Raw genomic sequence first — 15,216 nt, 5'->3', positions numbered from 1 at the left:
AGTTAACAAACATACGGCCCAACGCGTTACCCATGTCGACACCTATTTATGCAGGTATATTTTTGAGGAACTTGGCTTGAACATTGAACTGTCAAACCGCGTTAATAACATCAAACCCTCTCCAACGCTGGCGGTAACTAACCGTGCGGCGGAACTGCGCGCCGAAGGTAAAAACATTATCGGCCTGGGCGCAGGTGAACCCGATTTCGACACTCCGGAACACATCAAGCAGGCAGCGATTGAAGCGTTGAATAACGGCTTCACTAAATACACTGCTGTTGATGGCACTCCGGCGCTGAAAAAAGCGATTATTAACAAGTTCAAGCAAGACAATGGCCTGACATACGAGGCTAACCAGATTCTGGTGTCCTGCGGTGGTAAACAGAGCTTTTTCAACATGGCTCTGGCGCTGCTGAATCAGGGTGATGAGGTGGTCATTCCAGCACCGTACTGGGTGTCCTACCCTGACATGGTGAAAATGGCTGACGCCACTCCGGTCATTATTACCACCACTCAGGAGCAACGTTTCAAAATTTCGCCTGCGCAACTGGAAGCAGCCATTACCGACAAAACCCGTTTGGTGGTACTGAACAGTCCATCCAACCCTACCGGTGTGGCATACACAGAGAGCGAACTGAAAGCGCTGGCCGAGGTATTGCTGAAACACCCTGATGTACTTATTGCTACCGACGACATGTATGAACACATCCGTCTCAACGACCAGCCGTTTGTTAACATCGTGAATGCCTGCCCGGAACTGTATGAGCGCACCGTGGTACTCAACGGTGTGTCCAAAGCCTATTCAATGACCGGCTGGCGGATCGGTTATGCCGGCGGACCGGCAAAGCTGATCGGCGCAATGAAGAAAATTCAGTCGCAGAGCACTTCTAACCCGACCTCTATCGCTCAGGTTGCAGCGCAGGCTGCTCTGGAAGGTTCCCAGGACTGTGTTACTGAAATGGTGGCCGCTTTCTGTGAGCGGCATGCTTATGTTGTCGAAACCCTGAATACTATTTCAGGGGTGGCGTGTATCCCCGCAGACGGTACATTCTATGCATTCCCGAGTTTCCAGGGCGTGATCGACGCTGATGACCGCTTCGCGGATGATCTTGACCTGGCCGAATTCCTGTTGAACGAAGCCGGTGTTGCTCTAGTGCCCGGCTCCGCCTTTGGTGCACCAGGTAACATGCGCCTCTCTTTTGCCACCAGCATGGACGTATTGAAAGACGCGCTGGGGCGCATTAAACAGGCACTGACCTGAGTTTGGCCAGCCTGCTAAATTAAAGCCGGGCCTAACCCGGCTTTTTTATTACCCTGACCCGGCACGCTGCTAACAAGGGATATGCATTTATGGCTCACCTTCTACTGTTCCTGACCGTACTGTTCTGGTCTGGCAACTTTATTGTCGCACGCGCCATTCATTTGGATATCCCGCCCATTACCCTGGCGTTCAGTCGCTGGTCTCTGGCTCTGCTGATTATTCTGCCCTGGCTACTGCCCCGTATCATCCGCCAATGGCCACTTATCCGCAGTCACTGGCGCAGGCTGTTGTTTTTTGGCGTGATAGGTGTCGCAGGTTTCAATACTCAGGTGTACCTGGGCCTGCAAAGCACCACTGCCAGTAATGCAGTACTGATGCAATCACTAGTGCCCGTGCTTATTGTGCTGTTTTCCGCGCTGGCGCTGGGGGAAAAAGGCCATCTACGGCAATGGCTGGGAATCGCCCTGTCGTTACTGGGGGTCACCATACTGATCAGCCAAGGACTACTGGCCAACTTAACCTCACTACAGTTCAACTCGGGTGACCTATGGATTCTGGGCGCGGTGACCGTCTGGGCAATCTACTCAATCGGCCTGCGCTGGAAACCAAAATCACTGGATGGTTTTACCTTTTTCGGCTGCACCGTCATCATCGGCGTAGTGTTTCTGTTGCCATTTACCCTGCTTGAGATCAACCACACAGACACAAACGACTGGCCCCAGTCTGTCTGGTTAAGCATTCTCTATATGGCTATCTTCCCTTCCATTCTCTCCTATCTGTTCTGGAATAAAGGGGTAGAACTGCTGGGAGCAGCCAAATCGGGGCTGTATATTCACCTGATGCCGGTGATTGGCCTGACGTTGTCGGTTCTACTGTTAGATGAAACCCTGCTTGGCTTCCATCTGTGGGGCACTTTATTGATTTTCATCGGTCTGTATCTGGCGGTGCTCGCTGATGTCAGTAAGCGACTGAAATGAATAGATAAAGCTTTGGGACTGACCAAAAGACCGGGATATACTCAAAGCTGCAACTGGAAATGGATACTTAAATGTTGGATAAACTCGTCGCGGTAAGTCATCACGCTGGTTACTGGCTATTATTACTGGTGTTGAGTATCGCAATGGAAAGCGTTGCGCTGTTTTTTCAATATGGCCTAGATTACGGTCCTTGCGTGCTATGCATTCAGATCCGAATCTGGGTACTGGCCTTATTACTGGTCGCCATACTGGGCTTGATCACCCGGCACTGCCAACTTTCACAACGTATCTGCCACCCACTGACACTGCTGATTGGCGTGGGCCTGGCGGAACGTTCCTATCAAACACTGGGTGTCGAACGAGGCTGGATTGAAGGCAGCTGCAGCTTTGATAGCGGTTTGCCCGAATGGTTTGCACTGGATAAGTGGTTGCCGATGCTTTTTGAACCCTGGGAAACCTGTGGCTACACGCCCGAACTACTGTTCGGCATAACCATGGCAGAAGCATTGATGCTGTTTTCAATTGCACTGGTTGCCATCAGCCTGACCCTGAGCCTCTTGCAATTCCGCCGACACACCTAGTCGCATATCAACGCGACACTTGCGCTCTTTTTGCAACAATATTGCGACAAAACGTCTATTTTTCACTCAAAAATCAACAATCTGTTGCAAAACTTTACATAATTAAGGATTGAGGCGATACCTGGAACGAGTAGAATATATGTTTGCCATCCAGACCCGGATGCGCTGTTTACCCTGTGTTAATTTACCTGCCCTCAGACAGCAAGGATTCTGCTATGAAACATCCGTCGATTTCTGTTTTGCGCCCATCCCTCTGCGCACTCCTATTCAGCGCATTGGCTATCACTGCTCTGCCGAGCTGGGCACAGGGTCTGCCAGCAGAAGTGGTTCATGTAGTAAAACAGCCACTGGAACGACGGATTGAGTCTGTTGGTAACCTGCGGGCCAATGAATCCATCATGCTGCGCCCTGAACAAAGCGGCCGCATCGAAAAAACGCTCTTTGCTGAAGGCGAGCCAGTCAAACAAGGCGCACCATTATTCCAGCTGGATACCGCCCTGTATGAAGCAGAACTGCAGGCAGCGGCCGCACGGGTCTCTCTCAGCAAAACCGATTATGAACGCGCCAGCAGCCTGCTGAAAAAAGGTGTCGGTTCGGTCCAGCAACGCGACAGCTCGCTGGCTCAACTAAGGGTAGATGAAGCCCAACTGGCTCTGGCTAAAACTCGTCTTGACAAGATGTCTGTTCAGGCTCCGTTTAGTGGTATTACCGGCCTGCGGCTGGTGAGCCCAGGAGATTATGTCAACGTTGGTCAAGACCTGGTACAGCTAACGGATATCAGCACCATGAAAGTGGACTTTAAGGTGGCTGAAATTTATCTGTCCGAACTACAGCCCGGCGCATCCATCGAGATTGAGATCGACGCAATGCCCGGCAAGATTTTGACCGGAGAGATTTTTGCGGTGGCTCCCAGTGCCGATCAAAATGCCCATAACATAGAAGTGCGCGCCACCATTCCGAACCCGGACGGCACCCTGCGTCCCGGCCTGTTTGCCCAGGTTGCAATTCTGGTTGACCGTACAGATAGCCTGACTATCCCAGAGCAGGCGATCGTGCCCCAGGGCAAGTCATTTTTTGTGATGCGCGTTGTCGGTGACGAGCACAAAATTGATATGGTTGAAGTAGAGCTGGGCCAGCGTCGGCCCGGTATTGTCGAGATTCTCTCCGGACTGAATGAAAGCGACATTATCGTGACCGCCGGTCAAATCAAGCTGCAACCCGGCATGCCGGTGTCACCCATTTTTGTGGATGGCAGTCAGACAGAACCAAAATCTCAGCCGCTTGCCGCTGAGGAGAAATAATCATGGTCCTGTCGGAAATCAGTATTAAACGCCCGGTACTGGCTACGGTGATGAGCCTGCTGGTACTGCTGCTCGGCAGCATTGGCTACGACCGCCTGACGGTACGTGAATATCCCAAGATTGATCTGCCAGTCGTCACGGTAGAAACCAACTACCCCGGTGCCAGCGCTTCGATTATAGAAACCCAGGTTACTCAGGTAATAGAGGACTCGCTGTCAGGGATTGAAGGCATCGACTTCATGACGTCGATCAGTCGCTCCGAACAATCGCAGATCTCGATCACCTTCAAAATTGACCGTGACCCCGATTCCGCAGCTGCGGATGTCCGCGACCGGGTCAGCCGGGTCAGCGGTCAGTTACCAGATGATGCAGAAACCCCGGTAGTCGCTAAAACCGAAGCGGATGCCCAGCCGATTATCTGGCTGGCCTTCTCTTCTGACCGCCACAGCACCATGGAAGTAACCGAAATTGCCGATCAGCGGGTCAAAGACCAGCTGCAGACCGCCACGGGTGTCGCCAACGTGTTGATCTTCGGTGAACGCAAGTACTCCATGCGGATCTGGCTAAACCCGGTACGCATGGCAGCGTATAAAGTAATACCCGGTGATATCGAAACGGCGTTAACCAACCAGAACGTGGAGATCCCAGCCGGCCGGATTGAATCCAAGGAACGTGAATTCAGCCTGCTGGCCAAAACTGACGTCAACGATATCGAAGCCTTCAAAAAAATCATTATCCGCAATGAAAACGGCTATCCGGTGCGGATTCAGGATGTGGCGCGGGTAGAAATTGCCCCCGAAAGCGAACGTAAACTGACCCGTTATAAAGGTACCACCGCGGTCGCGCTGGGTGTGGTTAAACAGTCCACCGCCAACCCACTGGATGTTTCCAACAGTATCCGGGAAAAGCTCGAACAAGCCATTCCAACCCTGCCGGAAGGCGTAGAAGTTGAGGTCGCTTACGACTCCTCTATCTTCATCGATGAGTCGATCAAGTCGGTATACCAGACCCTACTGCAGGCCGGTGCCTTGGTAGTATTGGTACTGTTCTTCTTCCTACGTAACGTACGTGCCACACTGATCCCGGTACTGACAATTCCGCTGTCGCTGATCGGTGCATTCTTTATGATGTACCTGTTTAATTTCAGCGTGAACACCCTGACCCTGCTGGCATTGGTTCTGGCAATCGGACTGGTAGTCGATGATGCCATCGTGATGTTGGAAAACATCTACCGTCATGTTGAAGCGGGGCTTGACCCTATACAGGCCGCCTTTAAAGGCGCCAAAGAGATCGGCTTCGCGGTCTTGGCCACGACGGTGGTACTGGTCGCGGTATTTGTCCCAGTTTCCTTCGCCGAAGGACGTACCGGTAAACTTTTCACCGAGTTTGCCCTGACCCTCGCGGGTGCCGTCGTAGTGTCCACTTTTGTCGCCCTGAGCCTGTCACCAATGATGTGTTCCCGGCTACTGAAGCACGAAAAACGCCATAGCTGGTTGTTTAACGTGATCGAAAGCTTCCTGCACAGCATCACGGAAACCTATAAGGCACTGCTTAACAAGGTCCTCAGCTCGCGTTTGCTGGCACTGGCACTGATGGGGGTCAGTCTGGCCGGGGCGGTATATTACTATCAGCAACTGCCACAGGAACTGGCTCCCTACGAAGACCGTGGCACTATTCTTAACTTCGCACTGGCTCCTGACGGTTCCTCGGTCGATTACATTGACCGCTATACCCGTCAGATAGAAGGCATCGTCAGTCAGACACCAGAAACCGATCGTTATTTTGCTGTGGTGGGCTTCCCGACAGAAACCAACTCTCTGGTATTCCAGGGGCTGGACCGCTGGGAAGATCGTGACCGCAAACAGCAAGCCATCGCTGAAGAGCAGACGCCCAAACTCTACGGCGGTATTCCGGGCATCATGAGCTTTTCTCTGAACCTGCCTTCGTTAGGACAGAGCTTTATCTCCCGTCCGGTGGAATTCATTGTTAAATCCAACGGCACGTATGATGACTTGAAACGCATCTCTGATGAACTGATGCAGCGTATTCTGCAAAACCCGGGCTTTCAGCAGCCGGACACCGACCTCAAGCTGAACAAACCAGAACTGCAGATTGAAGTTAAACGCGACAAGTTGTCAGACATGGGCATTGATGTGGCCGAACTGGGCCGCACCATAGAAACCTATATGGCCGGACGTGAAGTCACCCGTTTCAAGCGCGTTGGGGAACAATATGAGGTTATCGTTAAGGTGGAAGACAATCAGCGGCGTGACCCCAGCGACCTGACCGACATCTACGTCCGTAATGACCTGGGCGATATGGTGCAGCTTGCCAACCTGGTCACCGTGAACGAAACCGTTGCCCCGCGTGAGTTAAACCACTTCGATAAAGTAAAAGCGGTGAAATTCCAGACCCAGCTGGCAGCGGACTACAGTCTGGGCGAGGCCCTGAGTTTCCTAGAAAGCAATCTAGCTGAAATTGCCCCCCAGGCAAGCTTCGACTACAGCGGCAACTCACGCGAGTTCAAAGAGTCCAGCAGCAGCATGCAAGTAACCTTTGGCCTGGCACTGATTGTTGTCTTTCTGGTATTGGCAGCACAGTTCGAAAGTTTCCGTAATCCACTGATTATCATGCTGTCGGTACCGCCCGCAATCTTTGGTGCTCTGGTGGCGTTGCATTTCAGCGGTAGCAGTCTCAACGTATACAGCCAGATCGGTTTGATTACCCTAGTCGGCCTGGTAACCAAACACGGCATTCTGATTGTGGAGTTCGCGAACCAATTACAGGATCAGGGGCGCGGGCTGAAAGATGCCATACTGGAGGCTGCCGCTTTGCGTCTACGTCCTATCTTGATGACCACCGGCGCAACAGTACTGGGGGCCTTGCCACTGGCACTGGCCTTTGGCGCGGGTGCTGAGTCCCGCCATCAGATTGGCTGGGTTATCGTGGGCGGTATGACTTTCGGTACCCTGTTGACACTGTTTGTGATCCCAACCGTTTACAGTTACCTTGGGCAACGTACACTGCTAAACATCGAACCCGAAAAGGATTAAGGATTGATATCCATGAACGCACGTTTGATGACACTCTCTTTACTGATCTTGGCCGGACAAAGCGGAACTTCTCTGGCCGGTGATCTGGCTGATATATACCAGCAGGCGCTGAGCACTGATCCGCAGCTGAAATCGGCTGAAGCTAATTACCGTGCCAATAGCGAAGTCGCACCACAGGCCCGTGCAGCACTGCTACCACAGGCCAGTCTGAGCGCAGATACCCGCAAAATTGATACGGATACCCGCGAATATAATAACCACGGTTATACCCTGTCGCTCAGCCAGCCGGTGTTTGATGCTGCATCCTGGTTCAGCTTTAAACAGGGTGAAATCCTGTCAGAACAGGCCCTGACCCAGTTTGAACTGTCACAGCAAAGTTTGATTCAACGAACGGTGGAGGCTTACCTCGGAGTACTGAACGCCGATAGCCAGTTAGAAACAGCGCTGGCGCAGGAACGCGCCATTAAGCGGCGACTGGATCAGGTTAATGCCCAGTATGAAGTGGGCCTGATTGCCAACACCGACGTTCAGGAAGCCCAGGCGTCTTATGATAATGCACTGGTCACCCGAATTTCTGCCCAGGGTGACCTGGACAACAGCTACGAGGCGTTAGAACGACTGACCGGCGAAAGTTATCAGCAGGTCGCGGCGCTCAGCCCGGATTACCCCATTGAGGCCCCTGTACCGGCAGCACCAGCCGACTGGCTGGAAAAAGCCTGGCAGGATAACCTGTCACTAAAAATTGCCCGCTATGGCAGCGAAGCAGCGCGCCGCGGCGCCCAAGCGGCACGTTCTGATCATCTTCCGGTGCTCAGCCTCACCGCCAGCCATGACTATGATAGTGGCGGTAGCCTGACCTTTGATGACAACAGCAAAACCGATTCGATTGGCCTGAGCCTGAGCGTGCCGATTTTTTCCGGCGGCGCAACCAGCTCTCGTAGCCGTCAGCTTGAATATACCTTGCAGCAGGCGAAATTTGACGAAGAAGACACCCTGCGTAATGTCACCCAGAGCACCCGCAGCCTGCTGCGTAACCTCAACACCAACGCACTCAGAGTAGAAGCGCTGAAACAGAGTATTCGCTCCAGTGAACTGGCACTTAAAGCAACCGAGGAAGGCTATCGGGTAGGGACACGAAATGTAGTAGATGTGCTGCAGGCAGAGCAGCAGCTCTATTCAGCAAAGCGCGACTATGCATCTGCACGGTTTGAGTTTATCTCCAACCTGGTCAGCTTTAAGCTACAGTTGGGCACACTATCACCTGAAGATATCAACCAACTGGACAGCTGGTTAGAATCACCGACTCAGTGAATAATCGGCGGGTCCTCCGGTTCTTCCGGAGGAATAATATGTCCGCTGCTGTCCAAGTCGAGCACACCATGTTCAGCCCCCAGCTCCAGCATCTGCTGGAGCAGCATCCGGGTCAGGTGGGCACTGATAATCAATCCCGCCGGCGGATCGCCTTCAAACATATCATCATCAATCAGGTCATCCTTGCGCATACCTAACAATAGCGGATTTTCCGCCACCAGCGGCGCGATATCATCCGGAGCAAAAACGGAGTGGTTGGAGGAAATATCCAGAGCGGTCTGATAGGCGTTACGCGTATGTTGCTCCAGGGCATCCAGAAACTCAGCTTCCGCCGCGGCGAAGATAGTAGAAAGCTCACTTTTACCGCGCATGATATTGCGTTTGGCAGTTTCTGAGGTGCTGTAGTCGACATGGATCGGATACTGACTACTCTGCTGCAACTCTTCCTCATCCACCAGAATACGGCCCTGATCATCCACATCCAGCCAGTCCCGCTCTGCAGCCACCGCGAGCAAACCTTCCAGTGCTGCGGCCAGGATATTACTGCAGATAATCACTCCTACTGAGGGGTTTTCGTTTTCTTGCTGGTTCATGATCAGATCGCCAGCACGAGCGGCCAGTAATGATGAGTCCTGTTCGATAATTTCAGCCAGCAAGTCACCTTCCAGAAACAGCCGTTCATGGCAGAGACGTTCCGCAGTCAGGTAGGGTTCGATGAAATCAGTTGCCCGCATCCGCTCGATATATTCAAGACGAATCTCTTCAAGCAGGGTGGTGAGTAATCCACTCATGGGCGTGCCCTTTCATTTACTGATAAGTAGGGTGCTGCGATAGCCTCAAACGCATTTTGCAGATATCTGCTACCACAATGGTTGAATTTATCCGTTGACGCAAGCCCGTAAACCAGAGGCTTAAGAAAATGCCGGCAGCTTAGTGCAGTACAATACCCAGCGGTTTAGCCTGGTGTTTTTTGGCATCAAACTCCCGGCGCAACCGGCGTAACGGAGTCAGGCCGTAATCTTCTGGTTCCGGAGGCAAATCAAACCAGTCCAAAGCGGTAATACGGGTCATCAACTCATACTCGCCGATCAGCGCATCAAGGAAGATCATCACCGCTTCTACCCGTGGATCCATATCCAGCACCACCGGTGCATCTTCCAGGTAAATTTCCAGATGCAGCGAATCACCGATCTCTACCAAACGGCACCAGAAGTCTTTCAGGAGACACTCTTCATCGCCCATATTGATCTGTTGTGGCACCGGGTCGTAACGGTGGTTAAAGGCTTTAAAACGGATACCTGATAGCTCGGGAGCCGCTCCAATCAAACTCAGCACAGAGGGGATGGATTCAGGAAAGCCGTCACAGCCAAAAATCATATCCACCCGATCATCCACATCTTCATCATGTTCGAAGTGAAAGGTGAGATTATCATCGATCTCTTTTAGCTGATCCCGATACTCTTTGAGCAGGGTTTCAGCATCGAATCGATCATCCGTTCGGCTAGACAACAGCAGCTCTATGGTGCCCTGTAGCTGTTCCCAGAATGTAGCAATCTGCTTTTGGTAATTCATCAGTGTCCTGCGTGATCAGGTGCGGGGGACAACCACACCGGTCTGACCCTGATATTTACCGCTTCGGTCAGCATAGGAGGTTTCGCATACCTCATCGCCACCCAGAAACAGCATCTGAGCCACACCTTCATTGGCATATATTTTTGCCGGCAGAGGGGTGGTATTGGAGAACTCAAGTGTCACATGCCCTTCCCATTCAGGTTCCAGCGGCGTGACATTCACGATAATGCCGCAACGGGCATAAGTGCTTTTACCCAGACAGATGGTGAGCACATCACGCGGAATACGGAAATATTCAACGGTACGCGCCAGGGCAAAAGAGTTGGGCGGAATGATACAAACATCAGATTCCACATCAACAAAGCTACCATCATCAAAGTTCTTCGGATCAACCACAGAGGAGTTGATATTGGTGAAGATTTTGAACTCATTAGCGCAGCGAACATCATAGCCATAACTGGACGTGCCATAAGATACAATCGGCGCACCGTTGGCCCGGCGCACCTGATTTGGCTCGAATGGAGAGATCATATGATGCTCTTCCGCCATGCGGCGAATCCAGCTATCGGCTTTAATTCCCATGGAGATTGTAATCCGCTGTCGATATCAAAGAATCGGCTATTGTACCTGTTACCACAGATTGGAAAAAGAGTAATACCGCAAACGCAGCACTCCATTTCAGACTTAACATCCAACCGCAGCCATTCCGAGCGCAAAGGGAGTAACCATATGGCACTGACACCCTCAAACATGATCGATCTGGGTAGCCCGGCAGCCCCCTTCGACCTGCTGGACCCACGCACCGGCCAGCATATCAATCTGAATAACCTGAACCCCGAGCGTGGGCTGCTGATAATGTTCATCTGCAACCATTGCCCGTTTGTAAAACATATCGAGCATGCGCTGACACAACTGGGCAAGGATTACACGAACAGCGGCATTCAAATCATCGCAATCAGCAGCAACGATGCTGTGGCTCACCCTGATGATGGTCCGCAGCAGATGGCCAAAAAAAACTATCCTTTCCCGTATCTCTATGATGAAACTCAGGATGCCGCCAAAGCCTATGATGCCGCCTGTACACCGGACTTTTTTCTCTATGACCAACAGTTAAAACTGACCTATCGCGGACAGTTTGATAGTGCGCGTCCAGGCAGCGACCAGCCAGTCACTGGCGAGGACCTGCGTGCCGCCATGGACCGGCTACTGGCAGGCCAGCCTCCCCTGGCAGAGCAAAAACCAAGTATTGGTTGCAACATTAAATGGCGAAATTAATTCCAGCGCTGCAGCAACCACATTTATATCCATACAAAGTCAGGTAAACTAGGCGGCCACTGCCCTGCGCCTGATCCAGCACCACCTGTACTGCGTAGGAAAGACGATATTTTTTGAGAGATGTTTATGCAGTATCAGAATCCCACCGCATTCAGCCATGAACAAGCCGATAAAGTTGGCGTACTGATTACCAACCTTGGCACCCCGGACGCAGCAGATACACCATCGCTGCGCCGTTATCTGAAACAGTTTCTTTCCGACCCACGGGTGGTTGAAGTACCACGTTTACTGTGGTGGCTGATCCTGCATGGAGTCATTCTGCGGATTCGACCCAGACGTTCAGCTCATGCTTACCAGCAGGTATGGACAGAGCAAGGCTCCCCTCTACTGATTTATACGCGGTCACAGGCGGAAAAACTGCATCAAAGTTTGCAAGCACAGTGGGGCGACCAGGTGGTCGTGCGATATGCCATGCGCTACGGCAACCCCTCTATTGCTTCAGTGGTCAACGAGATGCTTAACGAGGGTGTTCGCAAGCTGCTGGTACTGCCGCTATACCCGCAATACTCCGCCTCTACCACGGCTTCGACATTTGATGCCATTGCTGCCGATTTCAGCCAACGGCGTTGGCTACCTGAATTACGTTTTGTTACCAGCTACCTGGATAGCGATGCCTACCTAGATGCGATGACTGAATCCATCCAGCAGTACTGGCAACAAAACGGTCGCGCCGAAAAGCTGATTTTCTCCTATCACGGTGTACCGCTGCGTTACCTGCATAACGGCGATCCTTACCACTGCCAATGCCTGAAAACGACACGCCTGCTGGCTGAAAAACTCGACCTGAAACCAAACCAGTACCTGACCAGCTTTCAGTCGCGTTTTGGTCGCGAACCCTGGTTGCAACCCTATACCGATGAAACCCTTAAAGCCCTACCCGGCCAAGGTGTGAAATCTGTGCAGATCGTCTGCCCAGGTTTTTCTTCCGATTGCCTGGAAACCATCGAAGAGATCGGCATGGAAAACCGTGAATATTTTATGCAGGCGGGGGGGGAGCGCTATGAATATATTCCAGCACTGAATGACCAGCCCATCCACATTGATGCCCTATCACAGATCATCAATCAGCACCTGTCAGGCTGGGAAATTCCAGCCACGGATACCGCTGCCAGACAAAAGCATTATCATGCCTGCTCACATAACCAGCCATGAGCATCAGCCGCTGACCTGGAGCCTTAATAGGGCCAGGCTAGATTATCAGGGATGATATGAAGAAATTATTACTCTTGATTTTATGTGCAGCTGCCGGCGTTGCTTATTTGCAACCCGGCATTCTGACCCAACCAACGGCGGCCAACCAGCCTGCCCCGGCAAGTGACCAACGTCTCTGGCAGGCTTACCAGAACCAACAAAGTGACCTGCAGATTCAGGGTTATGGCGAAGTCATCCAGCTGCTACCGGATGATACCCATGGCAGTCAGCACCAACGTTTCATTCTGCAACTCAGCACCGGGCAAACCTTACTGGTAGCACATAATATCGACCTGGCACCAAGACTGGACGGCCTGAAAGTCGGCGACAGCGTGGAGTTCTTCGGCGAATATGAGTGGAACAACAAGGGGGGTGTCATGCACTGGACCCATCACGACCCCGCAGGGCGTCATACCAATGGCTGGTTAAAGCATAAAGGCACGACCTACCAGTAACCTGCTACCGGCCTATGCCTGAGCAAATATCAACCAATTTACCCCGTAGCATAATTGGGTTAATCTAACCCCGGTTTCGGTGGTAAAAACTGCCACTTGCTGACGTCAATGCAACAACAAGCCCTTGAACAAGGACACTCAGGGAGAAATCCATGGATTCGGACATACAGGCTTTGCCTCATAACCACGCCCGCCCCCTGCTGCGGCTGGCCCTGCTGGCAATCGTGACAAACCTGATCATTGGTTATTTTCTACCTGACTACCCAATGGGTTTTATCTTCATCAGCCTGATCTTTATCATCGCTATTCTGCTTAACCTGACACTCCTCACTGACCATAAAGCCGAGCAACGTACGAACCCTCTCAGCGACCAGCAAAAACACCAGTTGAAGTTTGAAGTGACAACCTACAGTAGCGTTCTGGCCTTGCTGGTGTGCAGCTATTTATTATCCATACCCGAGTGACCGGCTGACTCCCATGAGGCGATGTTAATGCGTATTCCTGGCAAACAGCTGGATCAAGCGGTAGTCAATGGCATCATCAATGCTGAACAGGCAAAGGCGCTGCAACAGTTTCTTGCGACCCAGCATACCGGCCCTCATTTCGACTTTACCCATGTGCTTTATTATCTGGGCGGCTTGCTTGCCATCGGTGCAATGACTCTGTTCATGACGCTGGGCTGGGAGTCATTTGGTGGCTGGGGCATTCTCGCCATCGCGCTGATCTATGCGCTGGTCGGACTCAAGCTGGCCAACCTGTTCGCAAGCAAAGGCTATCAGGTGCCTGCCGCCCTCTGCGCAGCCTTTGTGGTAACGCTGACGCCGTTAGCCGTGTATGGCTTGCAACAGGGATTAGGTGCTTGGCCTGATGACAGCAGTTATCGTGATTACCACCGCTGGATCCAATGGCATTGGCTGTATATGGAGCTGGCAACGCTGGCTGTAGGTGCCATTATTGCCTGGCGTTACCGCTTCCCTTTCCTGATTATGCCGGTGGCAGTCACACTCTGGTATCTCTCCATGGACCTATCTGCCATGCTCACCGATGGCGATTTTGATTGGCAGCTACGCAAGCTGGTTTCCATGTATTGCGGCTTACTGATGATTGGACTGGCGTTCTGGGTAGATATCCGTGCCCGGCATAACGGTGATTACGCCTTCTGGCTGTACCTGTTTGGCGTGATCGCATTCTGGGGTGGCCTCAGCCTGCAGCAGTCTGACAGTGAGCTGGCAAAATTTGGCTATTTTTGTATCAACCTGCTGCTGATAGGAGTCGGAGCCGTGTTGGTACGGCGGGTATTTGTGGTCTTTGGTGCGCTAGGCAGTTGCGGTTATCTGGGGCACCTGGCGGCGAATGTTTTCAAGGACAGCTGGCTGTTCCCCATCACCCTGACCTTTATCGGCTTACTGGTTATTTACCTGGGCATTCTGTGGCAAAAACACGAGCAACAGCTAACGCAGCAGCTACACGCCTGCTTGCCCGCAGCATTACAAGAATTGCTGGACAACCGGCAACTATAAACAACTCAACAGGGAGCGTTATATGAATTGGTACCTGGACGTTTTAGAAAAGTATGCAGTCTTTTCCGGTCGAGCCAGACGTAGCGAGTACTGGCTGTTTTGCCTGGTTAACCTGCTGGTTTTCGTACTGATAGCCAGTATTGACAGTTTGCTCAGTTCTGGTGGCATATTGGGTGGCATGTATAGTCTGGTTATTCTACTGCCAAGCCTTGCTGTCTGCGTGCGCAGACTGCATGACACCGGACGCAGTGGGTGGTGGATGCTGGTGGGGCTGATTCCTGTGCTGGGAACACTGGTATTGCTGGCGTTTTTGATACAAGACAGCGATGACAGCTGTAATCAGTTTGGCCCATACCCTAAGTCATTGAATGCCTTAAGCCTCTGACAGCGACTGGTCATGCAAGATCATTTGACTCGCGGGGATTTACGCCCTCAGCCGGGCATGAGCCTGAAAGGGTATTTACCCGGCGTTATATCGTGCAAATAGCGTCTTTGCAGCACGGCTTTTTAGCCAAATAAGACTGGATTTGCCATCAGGATCGGCTGCAGCGATTGCCAGAAAAACCCCCCTCGATAATCGGCAATACCTCAACTGACTTCGTTCAGCCAGCTCGATAGCAACCTGCCCTCTGGCGATGTTATAGAGCATGGCGTTTGCT

The 15,216-nt window shown here is 52.1% G+C and carries 15 protein-coding genes; 12 read left to right on the top strand and 3 right to left on the bottom strand.

Translation table 11 applies throughout. The features are described from left to right. Positions 1–76 precede the first annotated feature (76 nt). The 6 genes from ACFVYJ_RS00820 to ACFVYJ_RS00795 all read left to right on the top strand — a co-directional run bounded on the left by ACFVYJ_RS00820 (position 77) and on the right by ACFVYJ_RS00795 (position 8,484). Entirely contained in the window at positions 77–1,261 is a 1,185-nt protein-coding gene (locus ACFVYJ_RS00820) for a pyridoxal phosphate-dependent aminotransferase (RefSeq protein ID WP_419414281.1), read from the top strand. A gap of 89 nt (positions 1,262–1,350) precedes the next feature. Continuing rightward, positions 1,351–2,238: a DMT family transporter gene (locus tag ACFVYJ_RS00815; RefSeq protein WP_419414280.1), complete on the top strand. Its 888-nt coding sequence runs from the start codon at positions 1,351–1,353 to the stop codon at positions 2,236–2,238. 71 nt (positions 2,239–2,309) lie between these two features. After that, positions 2,310–2,819, top strand: coding sequence for a disulfide bond formation protein B (locus ACFVYJ_RS00810; RefSeq protein ID WP_419414279.1), 510 nt, complete (start codon positions 2,310–2,312; stop codon positions 2,817–2,819). A 215-nt stretch (positions 2,820–3,034) separates the two neighbouring features. Continuing rightward, positions 3,035–4,120: an efflux RND transporter periplasmic adaptor subunit gene (locus tag ACFVYJ_RS00805; RefSeq protein ID WP_419414278.1), complete on the top strand. Its 1,086-nt coding sequence runs from the start codon at positions 3,035–3,037 to the stop codon at positions 4,118–4,120. A gap of 2 nt (positions 4,121–4,122) precedes the next feature. Further along, a complete protein-coding gene (locus ACFVYJ_RS00800; RefSeq protein WP_419414277.1) occupies positions 4,123–7,173 on the top strand; it encodes an efflux RND transporter permease subunit in 3,051 nt (1,016 codons plus the stop codon). Positions 7,174–7,185: 12 nt separating this feature from the next. After that, positions 7,186–8,484: a TolC family outer membrane protein gene (locus ACFVYJ_RS00795; protein ID WP_419414276.1), complete on the top strand. Its 1,299-nt coding sequence runs from the start codon at positions 7,186–7,188 to the stop codon at positions 8,482–8,484. Here the strand turns inward: ACFVYJ_RS00795 and ACFVYJ_RS00790 are convergent. The 3 genes from ACFVYJ_RS00790 to dcd all read right to left on the bottom strand — a co-directional run bounded on the left by ACFVYJ_RS00790 (position 8,478) and on the right by dcd (position 10,638). Then, a complete protein-coding gene (locus ACFVYJ_RS00790; protein ID WP_419414275.1) occupies positions 8,478–9,275 on the bottom strand; it encodes a hypothetical protein in 798 nt (265 codons plus the stop codon). The genes ACFVYJ_RS00795 and ACFVYJ_RS00790 overlap by 7 nt on opposite strands. 139 nt (positions 9,276–9,414) lie before the next feature. Then, a complete protein-coding gene (locus ACFVYJ_RS00785; protein WP_419414274.1) occupies positions 9,415–10,056 on the bottom strand; it encodes a hypothetical protein in 642 nt (213 codons plus the stop codon). A 15-nt stretch (positions 10,057–10,071) separates the two neighbouring features. Then, positions 10,072–10,638 carry a dCTP deaminase gene (gene dcd / locus ACFVYJ_RS00780; protein ID WP_419414273.1) on the bottom strand — a complete coding sequence of 189 codons (567 nt, stop codon included), beginning with the start codon at positions 10,636–10,638 and terminating at the stop codon, positions 10,072–10,074. A 147-nt stretch (positions 10,639–10,785) separates the two neighbouring features. Between dcd and ACFVYJ_RS00775 the strand changes: the two genes are divergently transcribed. The 6 genes from ACFVYJ_RS00775 (at position 10,786) to ACFVYJ_RS00750 (ending at position 14,942) form a co-directional block, all read left to right on the top strand. Continuing rightward, on the top strand, positions 10,786–11,331 hold the full coding sequence (locus ACFVYJ_RS00775) for a thioredoxin family protein (protein WP_419414272.1): 546 nt from the start codon (positions 10,786–10,788) through the stop codon (positions 11,329–11,331). Between the two features lie 126 nt (positions 11,332–11,457). Next, positions 11,458–12,543, top strand: coding sequence for a ferrochelatase (hemH, locus tag ACFVYJ_RS00770; RefSeq protein WP_419414271.1), 1,086 nt, complete (start codon positions 11,458–11,460; stop codon positions 12,541–12,543). A 56-nt stretch (positions 12,544–12,599) separates the two neighbouring features. Beyond that, positions 12,600–13,037, top strand: coding sequence for a DUF3465 domain-containing protein (locus ACFVYJ_RS00765; protein WP_419414270.1), 438 nt, complete (start codon positions 12,600–12,602; stop codon positions 13,035–13,037). A 152-nt stretch (positions 13,038–13,189) separates the two neighbouring features. After that, positions 13,190–13,501, top strand: coding sequence for a hypothetical protein (locus ACFVYJ_RS00760; RefSeq protein ID WP_419414269.1), 312 nt, complete (start codon positions 13,190–13,192; stop codon positions 13,499–13,501). A gap of 27 nt (positions 13,502–13,528) precedes the next feature. Beyond that, positions 13,529–14,557 (top strand): hypothetical protein, encoded by a 1,029-nt coding sequence (locus ACFVYJ_RS00755; protein WP_419414268.1) that lies wholly within the window; start codon positions 13,529–13,531, stop codon positions 14,555–14,557. 22 nt (positions 14,558–14,579) lie between these two features. Then, on the top strand, positions 14,580–14,942 hold the full coding sequence (locus tag ACFVYJ_RS00750) for a DUF805 domain-containing protein (RefSeq protein WP_419414267.1): 363 nt from the start codon (positions 14,580–14,582) through the stop codon (positions 14,940–14,942). The last annotated feature ends 274 nt before the right edge of the window (positions 14,943–15,216 follow it).

This window comes from Pontibacter sp. JAM-7 (assembly GCF_048548695.2).
GTDB lineage: Bacteria > Pseudomonadota > Gammaproteobacteria > Pseudomonadales > Balneatricaceae > Neptuniibacter.
This window is presented reverse-complemented; position numbering and strand designations above follow the sequence as displayed.